This is a genomic window from Paludibacter sp. (genome assembly GCF_009712605.1).
Classification (GTDB): domain Bacteria; phylum Bacteroidota; class Bacteroidia; order Bacteroidales; family Paludibacteraceae; genus Microbacter.
Map to the genome: position 1 here is coordinate 36,556 of NZ_WASO01000010.1, position 20,926 is coordinate 57,481.

General features: G+C 43.6%; 17 protein-coding genes and 1 riboswitch. Of the genes, 5 read left to right on the plus strand and 12 right to left on the minus strand.

The window, feature by feature from the left end; all coding sequences use genetic code 11:
- Positions 1-81 precede the first annotated feature (81 nt).
- Positions 82-534, plus strand: coding sequence for a phage tail protein (locus F8N35_RS08815; protein WP_293051505.1), 453 nt, complete (start codon positions 82-84; stop codon positions 532-534).
- A gap of 333 nt (positions 535-867) precedes the next feature.
- Here the strand turns inward: F8N35_RS08815 and F8N35_RS08820 are convergent, their stop codons facing one another.
- From F8N35_RS08820 to F8N35_RS08830, 3 genes are all read right to left on the minus strand, one after another.
- A complete protein-coding gene (locus F8N35_RS08820) occupies positions 868-1,926 on the minus strand; it encodes a DUF5074 domain-containing protein (RefSeq protein WP_293051508.1) in 1,059 nt (352 codons plus the stop codon).
- Between the two features lie 30 nt (positions 1,927-1,956).
- A complete protein-coding gene (locus tag F8N35_RS08825; protein ID WP_293051511.1) occupies positions 1,957-3,975 on the minus strand; it encodes a TonB-dependent receptor in 2,019 nt (672 codons plus the stop codon).
- A 98-nt stretch (positions 3,976-4,073) separates the two neighbouring features.
- Positions 4,074-4,324: riboswitch (cobalamin riboswitch) on the minus strand.
- Positions 4,325-4,430: 106 nt separating this feature from the next.
- A complete protein-coding gene (locus F8N35_RS08830; protein WP_293051513.1) occupies positions 4,431-5,261 on the minus strand; it encodes a tRNA threonylcarbamoyladenosine dehydratase in 831 nt (276 codons plus the stop codon).
- 534 nt (positions 5,262-5,795) lie between these two features.
- Between F8N35_RS08830 and F8N35_RS08835 the strand changes: the two genes are divergently transcribed.
- The gene (locus F8N35_RS08835) at positions 5,796-6,656 is read left to right on the plus strand and encodes a DUF4197 domain-containing protein (protein ID WP_293051516.1); all 861 of its coding nucleotides are present in this window, start codon (positions 5,796-5,798) and stop codon (positions 6,654-6,656) included.
- A 10-nt stretch (positions 6,657-6,666) separates the two neighbouring features.
- Here the strand turns inward: F8N35_RS08835 and F8N35_RS08840 are convergent, their stop codons facing one another.
- The 6 genes from F8N35_RS08840 to pyrF all read right to left on the minus strand — a co-directional run bounded on the left by F8N35_RS08840 (position 6,667) and on the right by pyrF (position 12,822).
- The gene (locus tag F8N35_RS08840; protein WP_293051519.1) at positions 6,667-7,077 is read right to left on the minus strand and encodes a secondary thiamine-phosphate synthase enzyme YjbQ; all 411 of its coding nucleotides are present in this window, start codon (positions 7,075-7,077) and stop codon (positions 6,667-6,669) included.
- Between the two features lie 484 nt (positions 7,078-7,561).
- Complete coding sequence (locus F8N35_RS08845; protein ID WP_293051522.1) at positions 7,562-9,349, minus strand: radical SAM protein; 1,788 nt, start codon at positions 9,347-9,349, stop codon at positions 7,562-7,564.
- A gap of 233 nt (positions 9,350-9,582) precedes the next feature.
- Positions 9,583-10,383, minus strand: a complete 801-nt coding sequence (locus F8N35_RS08850) for a hypothetical protein (protein WP_293051524.1) — start codon at positions 10,381-10,383, stop codon at positions 9,583-9,585.
- Positions 10,384-10,388: 5 nt separating this feature from the next.
- A complete protein-coding gene (locus F8N35_RS08855; protein WP_293051526.1) occupies positions 10,389-10,970 on the minus strand; it encodes a hypothetical protein in 582 nt (193 codons plus the stop codon).
- A gap of 208 nt (positions 10,971-11,178) precedes the next feature.
- Positions 11,179-11,859, minus strand: coding sequence for a zinc metallopeptidase (locus F8N35_RS08860; protein ID WP_293051945.1), 681 nt, complete (start codon positions 11,857-11,859; stop codon positions 11,179-11,181).
- 129 nt (positions 11,860-11,988) lie between these two features.
- Positions 11,989-12,822: an orotidine-5'-phosphate decarboxylase gene (gene pyrF / locus F8N35_RS08865; RefSeq protein ID WP_293051528.1), complete on the minus strand. Its 834-nt coding sequence runs from the start codon at positions 12,820-12,822 to the stop codon at positions 11,989-11,991.
- A 240-nt stretch (positions 12,823-13,062) separates the two neighbouring features.
- Here pyrF and F8N35_RS08870 point away from each other — a divergent pair, with 240 nt between their 5' ends.
- Positions 13,063-13,740, plus strand: a complete 678-nt coding sequence (locus F8N35_RS08870; RefSeq protein ID WP_293051531.1) for an RluA family pseudouridine synthase — start codon at positions 13,063-13,065, stop codon at positions 13,738-13,740.
- A gap of 69 nt (positions 13,741-13,809) precedes the next feature.
- On the opposite strand, the gene F8N35_RS08875 is transcribed toward F8N35_RS08870, so the two are convergent.
- Both F8N35_RS08875 and topA read right to left on the minus strand, forming a co-directional pair.
- Positions 13,810-14,400, minus strand: coding sequence for a YqgE/AlgH family protein (locus F8N35_RS08875; RefSeq protein WP_293051533.1), 591 nt, complete (start codon positions 14,398-14,400; stop codon positions 13,810-13,812).
- A 59-nt stretch (positions 14,401-14,459) separates the two neighbouring features.
- Positions 14,460-16,787 (minus strand): type I DNA topoisomerase, encoded by a 2,328-nt coding sequence (topA, locus tag F8N35_RS08880; RefSeq protein WP_293051535.1) that lies wholly within the window; start codon positions 16,785-16,787, stop codon positions 14,460-14,462.
- Positions 16,788-17,211: 424 nt separating this feature from the next.
- Between topA and F8N35_RS08885 the strand changes: the two genes are divergently transcribed.
- The gene (locus tag F8N35_RS08885) at positions 17,212-18,696 is read left to right on the plus strand and encodes a glycosyltransferase family 39 protein (RefSeq protein ID WP_293051538.1); all 1,485 of its coding nucleotides are present in this window, start codon (positions 17,212-17,214) and stop codon (positions 18,694-18,696) included.
- Positions 18,697-18,823: 127 nt separating this feature from the next.
- Positions 18,824-19,927 (plus strand): magnesium/cobalt transporter CorA, encoded by a 1,104-nt coding sequence (gene corA / locus F8N35_RS08890; protein ID WP_293051541.1) that lies wholly within the window; start codon positions 18,824-18,826, stop codon positions 19,925-19,927.
- On the opposite strand, the gene F8N35_RS08895 is transcribed toward corA, so the two are convergent.
- Positions 19,928-20,923 carry an acyltransferase family protein gene (locus F8N35_RS08895; RefSeq protein ID WP_293051544.1) on the minus strand — a complete coding sequence of 332 codons (996 nt, stop codon included), beginning with the start codon at positions 20,921-20,923 and terminating at the stop codon, positions 19,928-19,930. It lies immediately after the preceding gene.
- Positions 20,924-20,926: the final 3 nt, after the last annotated feature.

The window sequence follows — 20,926 nt, forward strand, 5'->3', positions numbered from 1 at the left end:
ACAGGTCTAACGCAAACTTCTCCCGTTGTTACACAATCAAACTCAGAGACAAACTCAACACAAATAAAAAACTTACTATTTATGGCAGAAAACGGAGACCAATCAGCGGGCAAATGGCCACTTGTAAAATATTCTTTTCAGGTAAAATGGGACGATGCAGAATTCATTTTTCAGGAAGTATCGGGTTTATCTGCAGAAGCTCAGGTTATTGAATACCGTGGAGGGAATAGTCGTGTTTTTTCAACAGTTAAGATGCCCGGTATTCAGAAGTTCTCGAATGTAACCCTTAAAAAAGGCCTTTTCAAAGGTGATAAAAACCTGTGGGATAAGTACAATCTCATAAAGATGAATAACTTCGAGAGAAGCCAGGTCATAATCAGCCTGCTCGATGAGTCGCAAAATGTATCTATAAGCTGGAAGCTCACCAATGCTTTTCCGGTGAAAATAACCGGCACAGATATGAAAGCAGACGGAAATGAAATAGCGATTGAAAGCATGGAGTTTGCTCATGAAGGATTGTCTATCATAAAGTGATGCATTGGAGAGCCTAAACATCAAGAGGTTGTCTAAAAAGTCAATATCGCTATTGATAAACTTACAAACAGAAAAGCAATCTCATTTTCCTACCCCTAGATCCCCTGAAGGGGACTTTTACGCCAATAAAAACAGCAGATTTATAGCCCCTTTAGGGGTTGGGGTAGAAAAACGAGACAGGCTTGTCCCATAAAAAAAGGATGCCGATTGGGCATCCTTTTCTATTTATACCGGAACAAGTCCGGGCGATAAGCGCTTGTTTCACAACAGACAACCCATCAACACTAAACAAATATTTTTGTGCCGGTTTTCTATGCATTCCGGCAATAAGTTTTATCTCACAAATACGATTTTCCAGGGATTGACACCGCTGGTGAACGTAAATTTCTTTTTTCCAGTTGAGTCGAAGCAATAAACTGTTCCGTTAGAAACGTAATCGGTTGCCGCGGAAGCCACGTATACATCGCCATTGGTCTGATTTACGGCAATCCCACTAGCCATCGGAATAGTGGTGCCATCGACAATAAAATTGGTGATTGTTCCGGTTGAAACATCCATCGTCTTTACCGCAGAAGCTCCGGTTGAATAATCATAGTTACAGAAAAGAATTTTAGTACCGTAGAAATCGAAATCGATGGCGGCAGAGTTGGAATAAGTCTTGGTCAGCGCATCGGTCGATGGATTGATAACCTGTAATTCAGAAGCAATAGATCCATAATTACCATGAGATAACACATAAACATTTCCGTCAGTACCTGTTTTGATCGTAAAGGGATTAGTATTGACAGTAATTTTCTTTGTTTCGGCAAAGGATGCAATGTCAATTACAGAAACCGTATTGGAATAGGTCGGATAATTCAGTCCGCCCGAATTTGATACATACAACTTATTATTTGCCACGCAGATTCCGTCTGGGTTTTCTCCGGCAGTTGCATAGGCTTCAATGCTCAAACTGGTAGTATCGATACGGGCAACCGACCCGTCGAAAGAACATACATACGCTTTGTTTTTATTGAACGCAATACAACGTGGCTGACGGGCAGTATTGCCATTTTGAAAACTGATCGTTTTCAGAAACTTCCCGTTCAGGTCGGTCACCGTGACCACGCTCGAAACATTTACCACAATGTAGATTTTACCGCCATACACGGCCATATCATTACCGGTATCTCCCAGTCCGACTCCGTTTTGAGCTTTGTACCAATCGATGGTAGAGGTTGCCTTGTCAATATTGTAAGAGGTTACCGTACTGTTGTTGTAGTTCATTGAACCCTGGTTCAATACATACACGCTGCCATTGGAGACTACCATTGTTTCGTTCTTTGTACACGAAGTCAGCGCCACACTACCTGCTGCCGCCAGTAAAAAAAAGAAGAGTTTAAATTGTTTCATAACACACTTTTATTTAATTGATTTCTAATTTCAGAACTTCACTCCGACACTCACTCTCCACGAACGGCCGGGCATCGGATAATTTTTCACGACGACATACTGTTCGTCGGTCAGGTTAAGCACTTCCAGTTTCACATCTGTCGTAAAATGACGGGACTCAAACGAACGCCAGAATGCCACACTGGTTTCGGCATAACCGTCGATCACCGAATGGCTCAAATCGTAACGATAACCGGAGAAAATACAATTGACAGAACCGTTCACTAACGGAGTAAGTACGCCTATGGTAGCCACACCCGAATGTTCCGGGCTGTAAGCTATCAGTTGGCCGTAGGAAGAGTTGGCCGGATTACTTTTATCCACGGCATGTTGATAGGTATACGACACATCCATCGTCAGATGCAGCGAACGGAAACAATTATACCCACCACGCGCCGACACATCCGTGCCGGTAGTTTCTACCAGTCCGAGATTCAGCATCGACCACTCAAACAGATCTTTTGCCGGTACCGCTATAATTTTATTCGTCACCCGGTTGTAATAGCCGTCGAGCGACAATGCCAGATAACCATCCGGTGTCTTTTTCATATAGGAGATGCCTGCATTCCATTGACGGGCAGTTTCGGGTTTCAGATCCTTGTTGCCGATGCTCCGGTAATAAAGATCATTGAACGTCGGCATTCGGAATGTCTCCTTATAGAATCCACGCAATTGCAAGCGGTCATCTTTCAAAGGAAGCCATGCAACAGAAACCAAAGGAGACAGGCGGTTATGCCCATTGGCTGCGGGTCCCTGTTCAACATGTTCGGTTAAAGTGGTTGCCAGCAAAGAGCACTCAGCCTTGAAAGTCGCTGAAGTATATCGTCCGGTGATATGTCCGTAACCGGTAAAACGGGTCGGTGCGGGGAAGTCTGTCATATTCGAGGTCAGATGATTCAACTGGGCATCCAGCGCAGCTGAAACATTCATCCTGTCCGATATTTTTTTGAAAAGAGAAGATGTCAGGTAATACTCCTGTTGGTAGTAGCGATCATCAAGGCCGCCGGTAGAATTCAGAAAATACGGATCCACATAGCGGGTATCCGAATAATCCGCTTTCAGGCTTGTTTTCCATTGGGTTGTGGAAGAGAGTGCAACCTTATACTGCAATTGCATAAAATAATCATTTTCCCACAAACGCTGACCGGCAGTAGCCAACGGATTATAGAGAATTACCGCACCGGGCAAACCACGGGTGCTGGTATAGGCATATCCTTTGAACGTCCATTCACGACCAACTACCGGCTGATAATAAAGATTGGCTTCTCCGTGAAAAGTCTTCACATCGCTATTGGTTCGCTTATAATGCTCCAACACATTCCCATTCTGAAAATCGAAAGGATAACGCCCGTTTGTATACTGATAATCGGCAATCACCGAAGAAAGAAGTTTTCCTGAAAGTCTGTTTTGAAGCACTATCGCAGGATGCAGCAAACCGAAAGAACCGGCAGTGAGCGAAGCATTGGCTCTCATCTGATGCAAGCTGTCCAGCTTTGGCTTCATACTCTGTACCGTTAGCAAACCTCCGGCCGCCATAGCTCTGGCACTTTGCAGACAGTCGGCATTACCACCATTGGCAAGTGCCACTTCGTCAACATTCGAAAGGTTCATACGTCCCAAATCCACCTGTCCGTTTTGAATATCGCCCATCATGACACCATCGTAACTCACACCGGTATGCGTAGCACCCAGTCCTCTGATGGAAACGGTCTTTAATCCCCCTACTCCGCCGTAATCCTTCACCGTAACACCGGTAAAGTGCTTCACCACATCCGAAAGCTGAAGTACATTGAATTGTTGTATGGTATTTTTATCGAATACCTGAACGGGAGTCACCGTCTGGCTGATATGAGGCATGGGAGTAGCCGTAACCACCACTTCGCGGATGCGCTGAACAGAATCAAGCTGGGCAAAAAGCGGGCTGCAAAACATCAGCAACGCCATTATTCCCAAACATTTAATTCCGGAACGAAGCAAAAAAGTACGGATACAAAGTGTGCGTAAAAACATAAAAACTGCTTGAATTACAAACAGCTTCGCGGTTGTGCAAAAAATCAAATGGAAACTATGCCGATTCTCATTTGGTTGTAAGCTCTTTCCTCGAAAGCCTAAACTGTGAACTGCATGGCAGGTCTCCTGACTTATCCCCGTTTCGGACAGCCTTCCCGTTTTAGTAATGAGTAATGAGTAATGAGGAGTGCTCGAATACCATTTACTGTTTACCGGAAACAGTGGCTAAAGTCGCGCCGAAACGTTGCATAGGACTTACAGTAGCGGGTCTGTTCAGGACTTACACCTGATTCCCTTTTCATCACCTGCCGGGAACCCGGACAAGCGAACCAATGCGACGACAAAGGTACTGCTATTTTTTTATTTGAACAATCAACAACTGAAAGATTATTGGCAAATAGCAACCAACAATCCACTTAAAATACTGTTTTATAGAAGCCTGCAATAAGAGACAATTAATTCGACTCCTGATCGCTATCGACTGTGTACTGCTGACTGTTAATAGCCTGAACTACCAGTCCGGCCAGCGTAAAACCGAAGATCGCCGTGATATGCGCCGCCGTTCCATTGATTTGCGCTTTCATGCTGCACCACTCGTGATTCACCAGTTCCGGATCGCCGGGGCCAGCCTCTGCCTTGGGACAAAGACATTTTTCGGTGCCGCAGGTTGCTTGCTGTCCACGGTTTTGAAGCAGTTCGTCGCTATAAACGCAGAGAAATTTCCTGGCCGGTTTTTCGCCCTTGCGGATTTTCTTGCGTAGAGCCGACCCAAGAGGACAGCCGTTTACTTTCCAGAATTCGGCAATTTTAATACGGGTAGGATCCAATTTGAGCGAAGCTCCCATCGAAGAAAAGAGAACCGCATTGGTACGGGTAACGGTGCGGATAAGATGGGCTTTACTGCCAAGGCTATCAATCGCGTCGATCACAAAATGATACGATGCCAAATCGAAAGAATCGGATGTTTCTTCGTTGTAAATACGTTGAATAGCTGTAATTTCAGCTTTCGGATTGATTTCAAGGAGCCGTTGCTTCAGCACTTCGGTCTTTACCGCCCCCACGGTTTTGGTGGTGGCATGCAACTGCCGGTTGATGTTGGTCATGCAAACACGGTCGGAATCGACAATGGTAAGATGCCTGATACCGGTACGCACCAGACTCTCGGCACACCAGCTCCCTACTCCTCCAATGCCAAAAATAATCACTCGTGCATTGGCCATGCGCTCCATCACATCATCACCCAACAACAATTCCGTACGTTGAAACAATCCTTTTTCGATACCCATCTTTCTAGTTTTCTTATAATTAGCGATTCAACCCTTTCATCTGAAACGGGCGTGCAAAATTACGCAAAAAACTCAACAAAAAACAGCTACCAAACATTCTTAACATGCTGTACGAAAAACAGATGTCCGGAACAATAAACATTATACTTTTTAATTGAGTTTTTAATTTCAACATTTGACCTCTCCCCAACCCCTCTCCCAAAGAGAGGGGCTTTGTACCTGCATCAATGAGTTTTATCTTATATTGTTTCTGTCGTGTTCCTCCTCTCCTCGGGAGAGGAGGTTAGGTCAGACGATAAATGTCAGACTCCGACACGAAGTCGTCGTGAGAGGAGAGGTCTAAACAAAATGCCATTATTCAATTCCGTAATAATCTATTCGATATAAACTCTAATCCCCGCCATCAGTTCAAAGGGCAATTCTGACAAAATATTTTTTTATCTTTGCCGTCCTAAAGAGAAATATAAACTTAACCGCAAAGCTGCCGGGAGATAATTTACTTCCCCGCTCGCTTCTTAAAACATGTATAACAAAATGAACACATTACGAAAAATGATTGCTTTTGCAATCACATGCCTTTTTATTGCAGGCTTGCCTTTTTGCCAGTCGGAAGCGACTACTAAAGTCACTAAAAAAACCACTACAAAGGCAAAAAACACCAGCACAACAAACAAAAGTACAGCCAACACAAAAACAGACGCAGCTTCTGCTACAACACCAGCAACAACTGTAACGACTTCAAACAGCAGTGCTGCTTCCGGACTGAAAGAAGCGCTTGTAACCGGGGTTACCAATGCCGTTCTTTCTCTGAATAAAGAAAACGGATATTTCGGGAACTCTTTGCTGAAGATTCTACTTCCCAAAGAAGCTGATCCGTTGGTAAACAATATCAAACTGATTCCCGGCGGTCAAAGCCTTCTCGATGATGTGGTGCTGCGGCTCAACCGTGCTGCTGAAGATGCTGCCGGTGAGGCAAAGCCTATTTTTGTAAATGCCATTACTGGCATGAGCATTACCGACGCGACATCTATTTTATTTGGCAGCGATAAAACCGGAGCTACCAACTATTTGAAAAAGAACACAATCAATCAACTCACAGCAGCTTACCAGCCCAAAGTTGAAGCGTCACTGAATAAAGATCTGGTTGGTACCATGTCGACTACCGAAGCATGGTCAAAATTGACAAAAGCGTATAACAAAGTGGCCAACTCGCTGGTAGGAAGCGCCTATAACCTTGCTCCTGTCAACACCAACCTTAGCGGTTATGTTACCGAGCAAGCGCTTAACGGACTGTTTACCACTGTTGGCAACGAAGAAATGAAAATACGGGAAAATCCGGCTGCCCGCGTAACCAGTGTACTGCAAAGCGTGTTCGGACTACTGGATAAAAAATAAGCCGTAGGAATCAGCTTAATACCGTAGCCACAATCCGGCGCGCTCCGCCGTAATTGCGAAATTCGCAGAGATAAATTCCCTGCCAAATACCGATATTCAACCGCTGGCGGGAGATAGGAATTGTAAGTCCGACTCCCGCCAGTGTCGTTTTAGCGTGAGCAGGCATATCATCATCGCCTTCCAAAGTGTGTTCGTAGTATGGTTCGCGTTCTTTCACCAAACGATCGAAAATCTGCCCCATATCCACCTGCACATCGGGATCTGCATTTTCGTTGATGGTCAACGCCGCCGAAGTATGCTGGATAAATAAATGCAACAGGCCGCTTTCGGGCAGAGGAGGAAGATTTCGCACAATTTCGTCCGTTACCAGATGAAACCCACGGGATTTGGGACGCAATGAAAATTCAGTTTGAGATACCATAAAAGATGATGATTTTAATAACGCACAAAAATAGATAAAATGCTCTGCTTTCCGACACAAAAACTTACCCGCTATTTATCGTCAAACGCGTGCCCATTTGGCAATAGTGCGTCATTATGTCGTCCTTTTCCTGCCGATATTGCACCTTTTTAGAATGGCTCGTTTTTTGCTTTAAATTGCGACGGAGCACAGTCCAGCTATGATTCATAACCGAACGCGACTCCATATTATACAATGTTTTATTTATAAAATAGGAGGTTTTAATATGGGAGCTTCTGGAAACAAACAGCCCAAAAAAGTAAAGTCTGGCAAACATACCAAACACGTTCCATCGTATCAGCTTGAAACAGAGACAAAAACTATTGACGATCTGAAGAAGAAATAATTTTTCTCGCGATGGGATAAAAAGCCGAAATGAGGTTCGAAACTTCATTCCGGCTTTTTATTTAACCACATATTACTATTTGTAAATCAAATAATTATATCATTTACGCGTAAACCATTTTTTCACCGGCATATCGTAACCTGCACCCTGCATGTAGTTGTAGGTAGCCAGACTTAGTCCTTCTCCGTAAAGATCAAGATCGATTTCGTGCGGAGTTGTAAAAGGAATTTCGTTGTTGGCAAAAGTACCGGCAGGAATTTCCACATGTTTTGCCCCAACACTTTCGGGATGAATACCCGAAGGACTGTGAGCCGTCATGGCATAGCGATGCCAGAAAGCCGACTGTAGCCAGCCGTTGGCAAACAAATCGCGCACCACCTCCAGCGAATCGAGCGTTTCCTGAGCCGTTTCGGTGGGAAATCCGTACATCAGGTATGCATGAGTCATAATACCGGCTTCGGCAAAATTTTTCATACTCTCGCGCGCCGTTTCAATGGTTATGCCTTTATTTATCATCTTCAGAATGCGGGGCGAAGCCACCTCCAAGCCGCCCGAAATAGCAATGCAACCCGATTTTGCCATCAGGTAACACAGCTCCGGAGTATACGACTTCTCGAAGCGAACGTTAGTCCAGTAGCTTACCGTCAGCTTGCGACGCAAAATTTCCTCACTCAGCTTTCGCAACAACGCGGGAGGCGCCGCCTCATCCACAAAGTGAAATCCTGACTGGCCTGTTTGCCGCATCACCGCCTCCATCCTGTCCACGATAAGTTCAACGGGAGCCATTTCAAAGCGTTGGATGTAATCGAGCGAACCGTCACAAAAAGCACATTTACCCCAGTAACAGCCGTGCGCCAACATCATCTTACTCCAGCGCCCGTTGCTCCACAAGGCATGCATGGGATTGGTCAGTTCTATCAGGTTGATATAGTTATTCTGGAGCAACCCGTCATAATCGGGAGCGGCCGTTTCTGCAAACGGAATATTCTCTTTGCTCTCCATGTTTACCCGTACGATTTCGCCGGCACTGTTGCGGTAAAGCGTCCGCACCAACTCGCCTCCCTCAATCAAACGCAACAAAGGCAATTCACCATCGTCAAAAGTAAGGTAATCGATGTAGTCAAAGATAGCCGGATCGGTAATGCTACGCAATTCGGTATTGACGTAGCCGCCTCCCATCACAATTTTTACCGACGGAAACTCCTTCCGCAGCCACTGTGCACAGCGCAAACCTGCATACAGATTTCCCGGAAAAGGAATACAAAAGCCCACCATTTCGGGACTGCACGCCCTGATCTTTTGAGCGAAGACATCCAACATCAGTTGGTCGATAAAAGACGGAGGCTGTAGCAAAGTTTGTTGCAAAGGAGCAAACTCAGGCAATCGCAGGCAAAGCGATTCCGCATAACGGATCAGTTCAAAATTCGGATCAATGGTTTGATTGATAAAGTCGCACAAATCTTTCAGGAAGAGCGTACACAGGTGCGTTGCCCGGTCGTGATTGCCGATCGTGCCAAAAGCCCATTCCAGATCGTCTTCCGAAGGAAAACGTTTACTTTGCGGCCAAAAATCAAGATCGCTGAAACGTTGCGCAAGACTACTGTCCCGTCCACTCAGAAACCGCATTACCGGCTCAATGGTTTGAATATAAAACCCGGATTGTTGCAGCAGGTTTCGTGAGTGTTTCGAAAGCTTTTTCGATGAAAAATCGAGTTGAAAAATCCGTTGAAGTTGCTCTTGTGTAAAGAGTTTTTCAATCAGCGCAATACTCAAATCCATTTGCCCGGCAGCAATGCCGCGCGAACGCAGAAACCCCTGCAGGTGACAGGTGGCCGGATAGGGTGTATTGAGTTGGGTAAGCGGCGGAGTAACGAGCAGAATCTTCATGCGGAATATTTTTTGCAAACTTACTGAATTATTTCGGCTCTGCCGTCTTTTACTCAATGAGGGCTTCGCTTGGAGCGAAACCCTCACTCTGAGCAGATCTGGCGACTCGGAGGTCGCTGCACCCATGGGTCTTGCGAAAAATCGTTGAACGACAGACCGGAGTTCATTCCGATTCGCAACGTTTCCTTAAATTGATACTTATGCAGATTTTCAGTAGTCAGCTACTATCGAACCTATTGTATTCTATTCGAGGCGATTTCTGCTCTTTCAAGCATTTTTTTTGCAATCGGAGAACATTTGATCCAAAACAGATGCTTATGTGTCTCTGTTACATCCAGAAAATCATCCTCAAACATTGTTCCCATACCTTCAAAATTGGACATGTCAATGTATACAAGTTTGTTTTTGGGCAATTTTTCAAAGAAACTGCGTAATTGTTCCCCTTTATCTTCGGTAATACTACCATACAGTTTATACTGCAAAGGCTTATCTTTTATCTTTTTCAAACCCAATCCAAAATCGAAATATTGTTCCAGCCGTTCCTGATAGATTACTGTCGCCGTATCCGTAAAGCTATTGCTCATCAGTGAAAAAAGCAAAGCCACCAACTCATGATTTTTGTCATTTTTCCGGGGTGACCAAAATTGAAATGATTTTATCTTTTCTGCGAGCTGAATCACTCCGTTTACCGTAATCCCATCGTTTCCAAAACAGATTTCACGCTCAATGATTGTATCTCCATTCTGTAGCACACTTTTATGCAGAATAGTATCGATCATTGTTTTTTTTGCACATTGATAGCTTGATAAAAAATCCTCCAGCACAACAGCAAAAGAATCGGGCACAGCACATTTTTGGTTTATCTCATTACTTTGAAAATGCATTGTATAACCATCATCTTCTTTCTCAATTTGCAATTTCGATCCTGCTAAGAAAGATGGATGAAATTCGATGCAAAACTTATCGAATTGGGTAAACAATTGTATCGAGATTAAACTCAATACAATAATGGTAACTAATCTCATTTTCATCATTAAGGTCACTTTGCTTTCTTTAATCGGGGTCGGGGTCTTAAATATTCTGTAAGTTTTCCATCAATGGGAAAACCTTTTCCTATTTTGAACACTGAGAACCAATCTTTTGAAAGACATGCTTTATCATCAGCTTCACAATAGGTCTCGAAGCCACCGATTTCAAATTTCCCATCATAATCAATATCTCCGAATATCTCTGCGGTACATGGTTTTGTTATACCAAATTGAGTTATAGAATCTTTTGTAACGTATAAAATCAAAAATTGGGAAGGATCTGGTGCATTCAATAATCGAAAAATGTAATAATATGATTCATAACAAGCTATTTCATGTTCAATAAACAAGCCATATGGGACACATTCAAATTGTAACATCGAATCATTACTCTCGTATTTTAGTCTCTGGTTACGATAAATCTGTAGTTTGTTATACATCTCGGATGGGGATGTACGAGTTAAAACAATAGAATCCCTATCCATACCTCCATGCCAATAAGAAAACTGATAAACAGACTTTAAGACATCCGTGTTTTGTGCTGTAGCGCTTAAAGAAACCAAACAGAACAAAATAAAAAAGTATTTTTTCATGTGAATATAATTGCTTTCTTGACTAAAATCATGGCTGGCACATTTTCAAAAACTCACTTAAGCGAAAGTCTTCGAATTTTATCATTTATTCGGCAAAAATAAAAATGTTCCAACAATCTTCAAATGTAAGGGTTTTTCCACAAAACAAAAAAGCGGCGTTTCAAACAGATTGTTTGCTGCGCCGCTACTATTCTTTAGTAATCAATGATTAATCCCGACGGTTACCGCCCATAAAGATCATGATGTAGTAGAAAAGGGTTGCCAGAGAACTGAGGGCTGCGACCACATAGGTATAAGCTGCTGTCTTCAAAGCATCTTTTGCCGGTTCGTAAGTCGAAACGTTGGTAATACCAGAACGGTTGAGCCATGCCAATGCACGAGCACTCGCGTTAATTTCTACCGGCAGGGTGATAAAGCTAAAGATAGTCGTCATGGCAAAAAGCACAATACCGAACAACAACAGTGCAGGAAAGGTATGCACCAACAGAATGCCACCCAGCAACACCCATTGAACCCAATTGGAGGCAAAGCTCACAACTGGCACCAAGGCCGAACGCATCTTCAGGGGAGCATAAGCCGTTGCGTGTTGCACGGCGTGTCCGCATTCGTGAGCTGCCACGGCAGCTGCCGCAACGCTGTTGCTCATAAACACCGGTTCGCTCAGATTCACCGTTTTATTGGCCGGATTATAGTGGTCGGTCAGTTCACCTTCAACAGAAATAACCTTTACATCATAAATTCCGTTTTCACGCAGCATCCTTTCAGCCACATCCTTACCGGTCAGCCCGTTTGGGATAGGAATCTGAGAATATTTTTTGAATTTCGATTGAAGGCTTTGTTGCACGAGCCAGCTTATAAGTGCAAAGACCCCAAAAATCACATAAATCATCATAGCTTTATATTTTTACGTTTACAATGAATTTCTTCTTACTTACAAACATATGCAAATGGTAAGCCAACTGCAAATTTGGCAGTTATAAAAAAGCAGAAGAATCATAAAAGGCTGTAAACAGATAAATTATCCGATCAGATTGTTGCTACGGAGAATCGTTTCCATGTCGGCCTGTACTTTTCCAGCTTCACGACGGGCGGCCGCTGCAAAATCTGTCTCTTTGGACGCATACAAAATCTGACGCGAAGAGTTCACGATCAGACCGCATTTGCTGTTCAACCCGTATTTGCAAACCTCGTTCAAATCTCCGCCCTGAGCTCCCACGCCGGGAACCAGCAGAAAATGCTCGGGTGCCACTTTGCGGATATCGGCAAACATGATTCCCTGTGTTGCTCCTACCACATACATCAATGTGTCTGTACTACCCCACTCCTGCGATTTGCGAAGCACTTTTTCAAAAAGGCGTTCGCCTTCTTCATCCTGTGTAAACTGAAAATCGTGCGATCCTTTGTTTGAAGTCAACGCAAGCAAAATTACCCATTTTCCTTCGTAACCCAGAAAGGGCTTAACCGAATCTTCGCCCATATACGGAGCCACAGTCACCGAATCGAAGTTGAAATGCTGAAAGAAAGTACGCGCATACATTTCTGACGTATTTCCAATGTCGCCGCGCTTTGCATCTGCAATCAGGAACTGATCGGGATAGTTTTCGCGAATATAGTTTACCGTCTTTTCAAGCGCCTGCCAACCTGTCACGCCAAGACTTTCGTAAAAAGCAAGATTCGGCTTGTAGGCAACGCAAAGATCTGCGGTTGCATCAATAATTGCTTTGTTAAAAGCAAAGATCGGATCTTCTTCCGCCAAAAGATGTTGTGGAATTTTTTTTAGGTCTGTATCCAGTCCTACACAAAGAAATGTTTTTTTACGGCAGATGTTGGCAAAAAGCTCTTGAGATGTCATATAATAAGTGATAAGTAATAAGTAACAAGTAATAAGTGATGCAAATACACCGTTGACACACAAGCATTTGCAACAAAAAAGTGCTTAACCCGGATTATTTATGCAAAGATACGGATTTGTGAGGCTGCATCCGAGCAAACGGCACAAAAAATTCGCCGATATTCGGGCTACAACAAAAAGAGTAGTTGCAATTGGGTGTTGGCATATTTTCACCTAACTTTGCACCTCAAATTTTTATACATGACAATACTTTACGAAGACAATCACGTAATTGCAGTTAACAAGACCTGTTCGGAAATTGTACAGGGCGACAAAACCGGAGATAAACCTCTTTCTGAACTTCTCAAAGTTTACCTGAAAGAGAAATATAACAAACCCGGAAATGTTTTTGTCGGCGTAACGCATCGTCTCGACAGGCCCGTAAGCGGGGTAACTTTGTTTGCAAAGACAAGCAAATCGTTGTCTCGACTGAATGCAATGTTCCAGAATCACGAGGTAAAGAAATTCTACTGGGCAATTGTCAAAAAGGCCGATATTGCTCCGGAAGCCACTTTAACGCACTATCTGGTTCGTAACGAGAAACAGAACAAATCATACGCCTACGACGAAGAACGCAAAGACAGCAAAAAGGCTATTTTACATTACCGTATCATTGGCACATCCGACAATTATTACCTGCTGGAGATTGATCTTCAAACCGGTCGTCATCACCAGATTCGTTGCCAGCTCGCAAAAATAGGATGCCCGATCAAAGGTGATTTGAAGTACGGTTTTGCCCGATCAAATCCCGACGGAGGCATTTCACTCCATGCCCGTTTACTTTCATTTGTACATCCCGTGTCAAAGCAGGAAATCGAGATTAAAGCTCCGGTTCCGGACGACAACCTGTGGAAAGCTTTTGAAGCCCAAATGGCTTAATACATGAATGCCAATATGAGAATCATCATATTGGCATTTTTTCTATTCTTATCTGTTAGGAAAAATAATTCAGTTAAGATTGGGGTTTTGAGGAAATTCTGCCCAACGTTTGTACTTACCCCCTAAAGACTGCATAGAACGACTCCAGAGGTTTTCGTACCCGGGCATACGCAGAATTTCTTCCGTCGCCATTTTGGTCACCAACCATGACTGATTCTTTATTTCGTCCAGAAGCTGACCTTCATCCCATCCTGCATAACCAAGGAAAAACCTTACTTTAGCTACCGTTCCCAATCCTGCATTCAGATTATCCATCAACCATTCAAAATCGCCCCCCAGATAGAGGTTTTTGGCAATCTGAAAACTCTGAGGAACCTCGGATAAATTATGCAAGTAAAACAGCGATTTTGATCCTACAGGGCCGCCACAAAATACAGGAATGTTCTCCTCTACCTTGACTCCTTCTAAAATTTCGTGAAGATATAATTTGAGTGGTTTATTGAGCACCAGCCCCATACTACCGAGATTGGAGTGCTGGGTAAGCAAAATCACCGAACGGCCAAAATATGGTTCGTTCATAAATGGTTCTGCAACTAACAGCCGACCTACAGACGGCTGGAAACCCGCATCAATAGTAAGAAATGAGGAATCGAGATACATACTGGCGCTTTTTATATAGCAAATATAATCAACAATGATATATTTGATTCCTCCAGCAACTATTTTTTCTTACGGGTAGTTTTTTTGGTTTCTTTCGGTTCGGCATTCACAATTTCCATGCATGCTTCAAACGTAAGCGATGCCGGTTCTGTCTTTGCCGGAATTTTGAAGTTCTTTTTTTGATAGGCAATATAGGGACCGTAACGACCATTCAACACTTTGAGATCAGCATCCTGTTCAAACGTTTTGATAACTTTATTTTTGTCAGCTTCACGTTTTGCAAGAATAAGTTCAATGGCTCTTTCGGCAGTGATGCTCATCGGATCTTCTGTCTTCGGCAGAGAGGTAAATACGGAATTGTGGCGCACATAAGCTCCAAAACGACCGATAGCGACAATCATCTCCTTGCCTTCAAATTCGCCCAGACTACGTGGCAGCTTAAACAGTTCCAACGCCTCTTCCAGCGTAATGGTGTCGATCATTTGACCTTTTGTGAGCGAAGCAAACTGCGGTTTATCTTCTTCTTCCTTCGTCCCGATCTGCACCATTGGGCCAAAGCGACCGATACGTACAGACACCTGACGGCCGGTTTTCGGATCCGTTCCCAAAATACGTTCGCCGGTACGACGTTCCGAATTAGCAATAGCCTCTTCTACTGTCGGATGGAATTTTTTATAGAAATCATCGAGCGATTTTTGCCAGTCAAGATCACCTTCGGCAATGTCGTCAAATTCTTTTTCCACATTAGCCGTAAAGTTATAATCAAGAATATCAGGGAAATAATCGGTCAAAAAGTCATTCACAACCATACCAATATCGGTTGGAATCAATTTACCTTTATCGGCACCGAAGCGCTCGTTCTTCACCTCTTCCTTTATGCTTCCCTTTTTCAGAGTCAACAGGATAAAATCGCGGGTTTCGCCATCAAGATTGGATTTTTCAACGTATTTCCTTTTCTGAATGGTAGAGATAGTCGGCGCATAGGTAGAAGGACGACCGATGCCCAGTTCCTCCAGCTTGCGAACAAGAGCAGCTTCGTTGTAACGCGGCGGACGTTGAGTATAACGTTGTTGAGCCGTCACAGTCTGCATTTCAAGCTGTTGCTTTATTTTCAAAGGAGGCAACAATGATTCAGAATCAGATGATTCCGCCTCATCATCGGTCGATTCCAGATAAACTTTCAGGAACCCGTCGAATTTAATCACCTCGCCGGTTGCCACAAATTTCTCGGTAGCATTGTTCAGCCCGATGGTTACGGTTGTACGTTCAAGTTCCGCATCACTCATTTGCGATGCAATGGTACGTTTCCAGATCAACGAATAAAGGTTCTTTTCCTGAGCCGTTCCTGTGATCTGGTGTTTATTCATATAGGTAGGACGAATTGCCTCGTGCGCTTCCTGTGCGCCTTTGGTCTTGGTGTGAAACTGACGGAATTGCCAGTAACTTTCGCCCATCGTATTGAAAATTTCTTCTTTGGACGCACCCAATGCCAAATCGGAGAGATTGACAGAGTCGGTACGCATATAGGTGATTTGCCCTGCTTCGTAAAGTTTTTGAGCAATCATCATGGTTTGCGACACGGAGTAACCCAGTTTACGGGCGGCTTCCTGCTGCAAGGTTGAAGTAGTAAACGGAGGTGCCGGTGAACGTTTTGAAGGACGGGTTACTATATCGTCGATAGAATAGATGCTGCTTTTGCATTTTTCCAGAAAAGCTTGCGCCTCTTCCTTCGTTTTGAAGCGTTGTTGCAATTCAGCTTTCAGTTCTACCGGCTTACCATCGGCATCGAAAACCGTAAAAATAGCAATGACCCGAAAAGCAGATTCTGACACAAACGCCTGAATTTCACGCTCACGGTCAACTATGAGGCGAACCGCCACGGATTGCACGCGCCCTGCAGAAAGAGATGATTTCACCTTACGCCACAACACCGGAGAAAGCTCAAAACCCACAAGACGATCGAGGATACGACGTGCTTGCTGAGCATTTACCAAATCGGTATCAATATCGCGGGGATTTTCTATCGCCTTGAGAATGGCTGGCTTTGTAATTTCGTGAAAGACAATGCGGCGGGTCTTTTCTTTTTTGAGTTTCAGCGCTTCAAATAAGTGCCATGCAATAGCTTCTCCCTCCCGGTCCTCATCGGAAGCCAACCAAACGACTTCTGCCGTTTCTGCAGCTTTCTTTAGCTCGCTAACCAGTTTCTTCTTATCGGTCGATACATTATATATAGGTTTGAAGCCATGCTTCACATCCACACCAAGATCGTGTTCGCTAAGGTCACGTATATGTCCAAAACTTGACATGACGGTATAATCACCGCCCAGAAATTTTTCAATCGTTTTCGCCTTCGCCGGCGACTCAACAATTACCAAGTTTTTCGACATATCGTACTATTTTTGAGAATAATTTACAAACACCATTCAGAATACCTTTTTATCAAAAACTGATATTCAGCGACATACAACTCACGTACATCTACAGTTCACCTTTTATTAATTGGCTGCAAAGTAACAAAATGTATCTCGTAAGTGCCAAATTTTCAGCATTATTTTTTACAAATATAAGTCAGCCGTTAAAATTTCCAACCTTTTACGCAGCATTATCTGCATTCTAATCAATTGTCTGTCTGATATTTAAAATTCAAAACTTTTCAAAGCAAAAAAATCACAACCAGTCATTTTTTCATCTTCAAAACAATGATTTTGACACCAAAAGTTGGCTTAAAGAAAAAAACGTACCTTTGTAACCTGTCAATTTGCACATTAAAGGATCATCATCAACAGAATTTTAATGCACACCGTTCATACAATGACAAAACAAAAAGAATTTATAGGCACCATCATTCTTTTCTCGTTGCTGCGAATCATACTGGCCTCTACCATGGGATTAATGCCGCAGGACGCTTATTATTGCTACTACGGCGATCATCTTGCGCTATCTTACTTCGACCACCCGCCGATGATTGCGTACATGCTTCGATTGGCAACCACACTGTTTGGCAAATCTGTATTCACGCTGCATGCAGCTGATTTTCTGGTCACATCAGGTACTCTATATATTTTCTATCTCTTCCTCAAAAGGATTCTAAGCGGAGAAGCCCTCAGAAAAGCCTTCCTGCTTATTGTTACGGCTCCGTTTATCACTCTTTTGTGCGTTAACAGCACACCGGATGTTCCGCTGTTATTTTTCTGGGCTTTAAGCTTACTTCTTATCCACAAAGCAGTTACTGAAAACAAATGGCACTATTGGCTGCTGGGAGGAATAACCTCCGGCCTCGCATTCGACAGCAAATATACAGCAGTATTTCTGGGTTTCGGACTGTTCCTGTTTTTACTTTGTTCAAAAGATCATCGCAAAAAGCTTATCACAGGACAGTTTATCTTGTTTGTCATTACTTTTATCGCGGCAAGTCTACCCGTCATTGTTTGGAATATCCAAAACGATTTTATATCCATCAAATACCAATCTACCGAACGGGCATCGAGTATGTCGACCGGATTCCAATTCCAGCCGCGGCTTTTTCTGGGTTACTTCGGCAGTCAGCTGGGTCTCGCATTGCCGGTATTTTTCCTGCTTATTTTCCGTTCTTCGTTCGACTCAATCCGAAGGCTCTTCTCTCGCAATAAATTTGAAACAAATACGCTTTTATCCGCTTCGTTTACCGTTCCGTTTTTCCTTTGCTTTACGGCCATCGCCTTTATTTATTGGGTAAAAGTAAACTGGATCATGCCTGTTTACTTCACAGGAGCCTTCCTTGCGGTCGCTTATCTGAAAACGGACAAGATTATTCGCTGGCAAACAGGGCTCTCTTTATTACTCCACATTCTGGCATTTATCGAATTGGCATGGATGCCGATCCCCGTCAATTCGGACGACACCTGGTGGGGATGGAACAAGCTTACCAAAGAGGTCAAAACCGTAAAAGACCAACATCCCGGCTACATTGTGTTCTCCGACGACTCATACAAAACCTCCGCGGCGCTCAATTTCTATCTGCCGGAACATGTGTATGGCGGCAACCTGATAGAAAAGCATGCTTTCCAGTTTGCCCTCGACGACCGCAATGTTCAATCGCTGGCCGGTCAGAATGCGATTTACGTCACTTCCGAACTGAACAAACGCAAGCGTCAGGACGAAGGAAAAGTTCAGGATATTCTTCAACGCTATTTTCAAACCGTAAGCCCGCTGGACAGCATTATATTGAAAAACGACAAAGGTATCGTTCAACGTAAATTTGCTGTTTTCGAATGCAAAGGCTACCTGCCTCCTGCTGGCACGAAGTTGCATCCATAAAGTAAAACCTCATCACTATGAAACGAACATGTTGCTTCACAACCCCCAAGGATTCCCGATAGCTATCGGGAAATAATTCCAGCAACATAGAGTTCCATACTACCTTAGACGAAAAAATTATTATCGTATGAAACGCGCTGCATCATTCCGCAACATCAAGAAGATCGATCTTCACAAGTTTGTGCCCCGAATGGCTCAGAAAGGCACTTCTCCGGGCACCGTTGAATATATCGGGAAGCCCCGTCAGGAGACGATTGGCATCAATATGATTGCTTATGATGAAGCGTCGGTTGAAGAGAAGCAGATTGTTTCTTTGCCCGATCTAAAAACCGAAATGGCAACGGCGGCGCTGAAATGGGTGCAAATTTCGGGGGTGCACAACACGGATTTTCTCAACCAACTGGGCGAACAACTTGGCATCAATTCGCTCGACGTGGAAGCTATTGCCAATACCACGCAGCGTCCCATCATGATTGAACGGGAGAACTACATCTTTGTTGTGCTCAAAACACTCCAATTAGAACCGATAACAAACGAGGTCATTGTCGAGCAGGTAAGCATGATTCTGGGCGATCGCTTTGTCGTCTCTTTTCATGAAACAACACCTGCTTTATTCGATGCGCTACGCAACCGGATATCTGCAACCAAAAGCCGCATCAGACGATTTTCTTCCGACTACCTGTTATTCGCTCTTTGCGACATTGTAATCGACCAGTATTTTTCATTATTGGAGAATGTAGGAGAAACAATCGAAGCTGCCGAAGACGAGTTGATCATGTCGCCGGTGAATGCGAACCAGGAAGCCATTTACAAGTTAAAGAGGCGACTGGTATATGCAAAAAAAATGATCTGGCCGACCCGCGAAGTGATCACCGCACTGCAAATATCCGAACACGAATTGATTAACGATGACACGCGTATTTATTTTCGGGACATATACGACCACACAGTTCAACTTATTGAAAGTCTGGATAGCTTACGGGAAATAACTTCTGGAATGATGGATCTTTATATGTCGGCAATAAGTAACCGACTGAACGAAATCATGAAGGTATTGACACTCTTTTCCGCCTTCTTTATTCCCATCACATTCCTGGCCGGAGTTTACGGAATGAATTTCAAAACAATACCCGAAACCGGATGGACGTATGGTTATCTGGCATTTTGGGGTGTGGTAGTCGTTATTTCGGTTGGAATGATCTTTTATTTCAAACGAAAGAAATGGTTCTGATTATCGTCCGAACAAAAGCTTCCTGACAACCGGCACTCTGTTTATTACTGACACTGTCACCCACGTAAAAACCAATGCAACGATAAAGACGATGCAGATTTCAACATCGCTACGTTCGAGGATGGTAGTAGACAGCAGGTAAACAAACAGGTACACCCACATAAAATGAGACGCATAAACAGATAGCGTATTTGCTGACAGCCATTGCACCACAACATTGCTCTGTTTGAAATAGCGGCTCACCTTAAACAATAGCAACAACACCGGCACCGGAGTAAGAATACGCACTACAAGAGCATATATCGAGTTGTTATCATGGGCGATGGGCATTCCAAAAGAATACACCGATCCGGTTCGCGTCCAGGCAATCTGAAGGAACACCATTACTACGACCAATAGTAAAACCTGCCATTTTTTGATCTTATCAGCAATCTGGTATTGACGCAAAAAACAACCCAAAAGAAAATAGGGATAATAGATCTTAAACAGTCCCAACCCATAGAAATTCGACTCGGGGAAAGAAGGCGTCAACGCATACATCAACACCACCAACGCTACAGACAAGAGATAAAAATAACGGCTTTTACGCAGGAAGAAATAAAAGACATCTATCACATAAAGTGCCCACAAAAACCACAGACCGCCTTTACCGGGAGATTTAAACACCTGCAAATAATAGTTGGGAAGTATCGCCCAATTTCCGTTATGAAGATCCATTCGCCTGTAATAGAACGAATACAAAACCATCCAAAGCAGAAAAGGAACAATCAGCAGCTTGAATTGTTTCCACAAAAAGCTGACGTTTTTTCCGGAAGAGATAAGATAACCGCTGACGAAAATAAAAAGCGGCATATGAAAAGAGTATATCAGGCGGAAAATGATATTGGAATCGAAATTGCTCACCAACGAATACTGAATGGCATGGCCCAGCACCATCAAAACGATGGCAAACGCTTTCAGCCAGTCAATGCCGTAATCCCTTGCTTTCAATTCCACCTG

Coding starts and splice junctions, on each gene's coding strand:
- F8N35_RS08815 (WP_293051505.1), top strand. CDS start 82: ATGGCAGAAAACGGAGACCAATCAGCGGGCAAATGGCCACTTGTAAAA.
- F8N35_RS08820 (WP_293051508.1), bottom strand. CDS start 1,926: ATGAAACAATTTAAACTCTTCTTTTTTTTACTGGCGGCAGCAGGTAGT.
- F8N35_RS08825 (WP_293051511.1), bottom strand. CDS start 3,975: ATGTTTTTACGCACACTTTGTATCCGTACTTTTTTGCTTCGTTCCGGA.
- F8N35_RS08830 (WP_293051513.1), bottom strand. CDS start 5,261: ATGGGTATCGAAAAAGGATTGTTTCAACGTACGGAATTGTTGTTGGGT.
- F8N35_RS08835 (WP_293051516.1), top strand. CDS start 5,796: ATGAACACATTACGAAAAATGATTGCTTTTGCAATCACATGCCTTTTT.
- F8N35_RS08840 (WP_293051519.1), bottom strand. CDS start 7,077: ATGGTATCTCAAACTGAATTTTCATTGCGTCCCAAATCCCGTGGGTTT.
- F8N35_RS08845 (WP_293051522.1), bottom strand. CDS start 9,349: ATGAAGATTCTGCTCGTTACTCCGCCGCTTACCCAACTCAATACACCC.
- F8N35_RS08850 (WP_293051524.1), bottom strand. CDS start 10,383: ATGATGAAAATGAGATTAGTTACCATTATTGTATTGAGTTTAATCTCG.
- F8N35_RS08855 (WP_293051526.1), bottom strand. CDS start 10,970: ATGAAAAAATACTTTTTTATTTTGTTCTGTTTGGTTTCTTTAAGCGCT.
- F8N35_RS08860 (WP_293051945.1), bottom strand. CDS start 11,859: ATGATTTATGTGATTTTTGGGGTCTTTGCACTTATAAGCTGGCTCGTG.
- pyrF (WP_293051528.1), bottom strand. CDS start 12,822: ATGACATCTCAAGAGCTTTTTGCCAACATCTGCCGTAAAAAAACATTT.
- F8N35_RS08870 (WP_293051531.1), top strand. CDS start 13,063: ATGACAATACTTTACGAAGACAATCACGTAATTGCAGTTAACAAGACC.
- F8N35_RS08875 (WP_293051533.1), bottom strand. CDS start 14,400: ATGTATCTCGATTCCTCATTTCTTACTATTGATGCGGGTTTCCAGCCG.
- topA (WP_293051535.1), bottom strand. CDS start 16,787: ATGTCGAAAAACTTGGTAATTGTTGAGTCGCCGGCGAAGGCGAAAACG.
- F8N35_RS08885 (WP_293051538.1), top strand. CDS start 17,212: ATGACAAAACAAAAAGAATTTATAGGCACCATCATTCTTTTCTCGTTG.
- corA (WP_293051541.1), top strand. CDS start 18,824: ATGAAACGCGCTGCATCATTCCGCAACATCAAGAAGATCGATCTTCAC.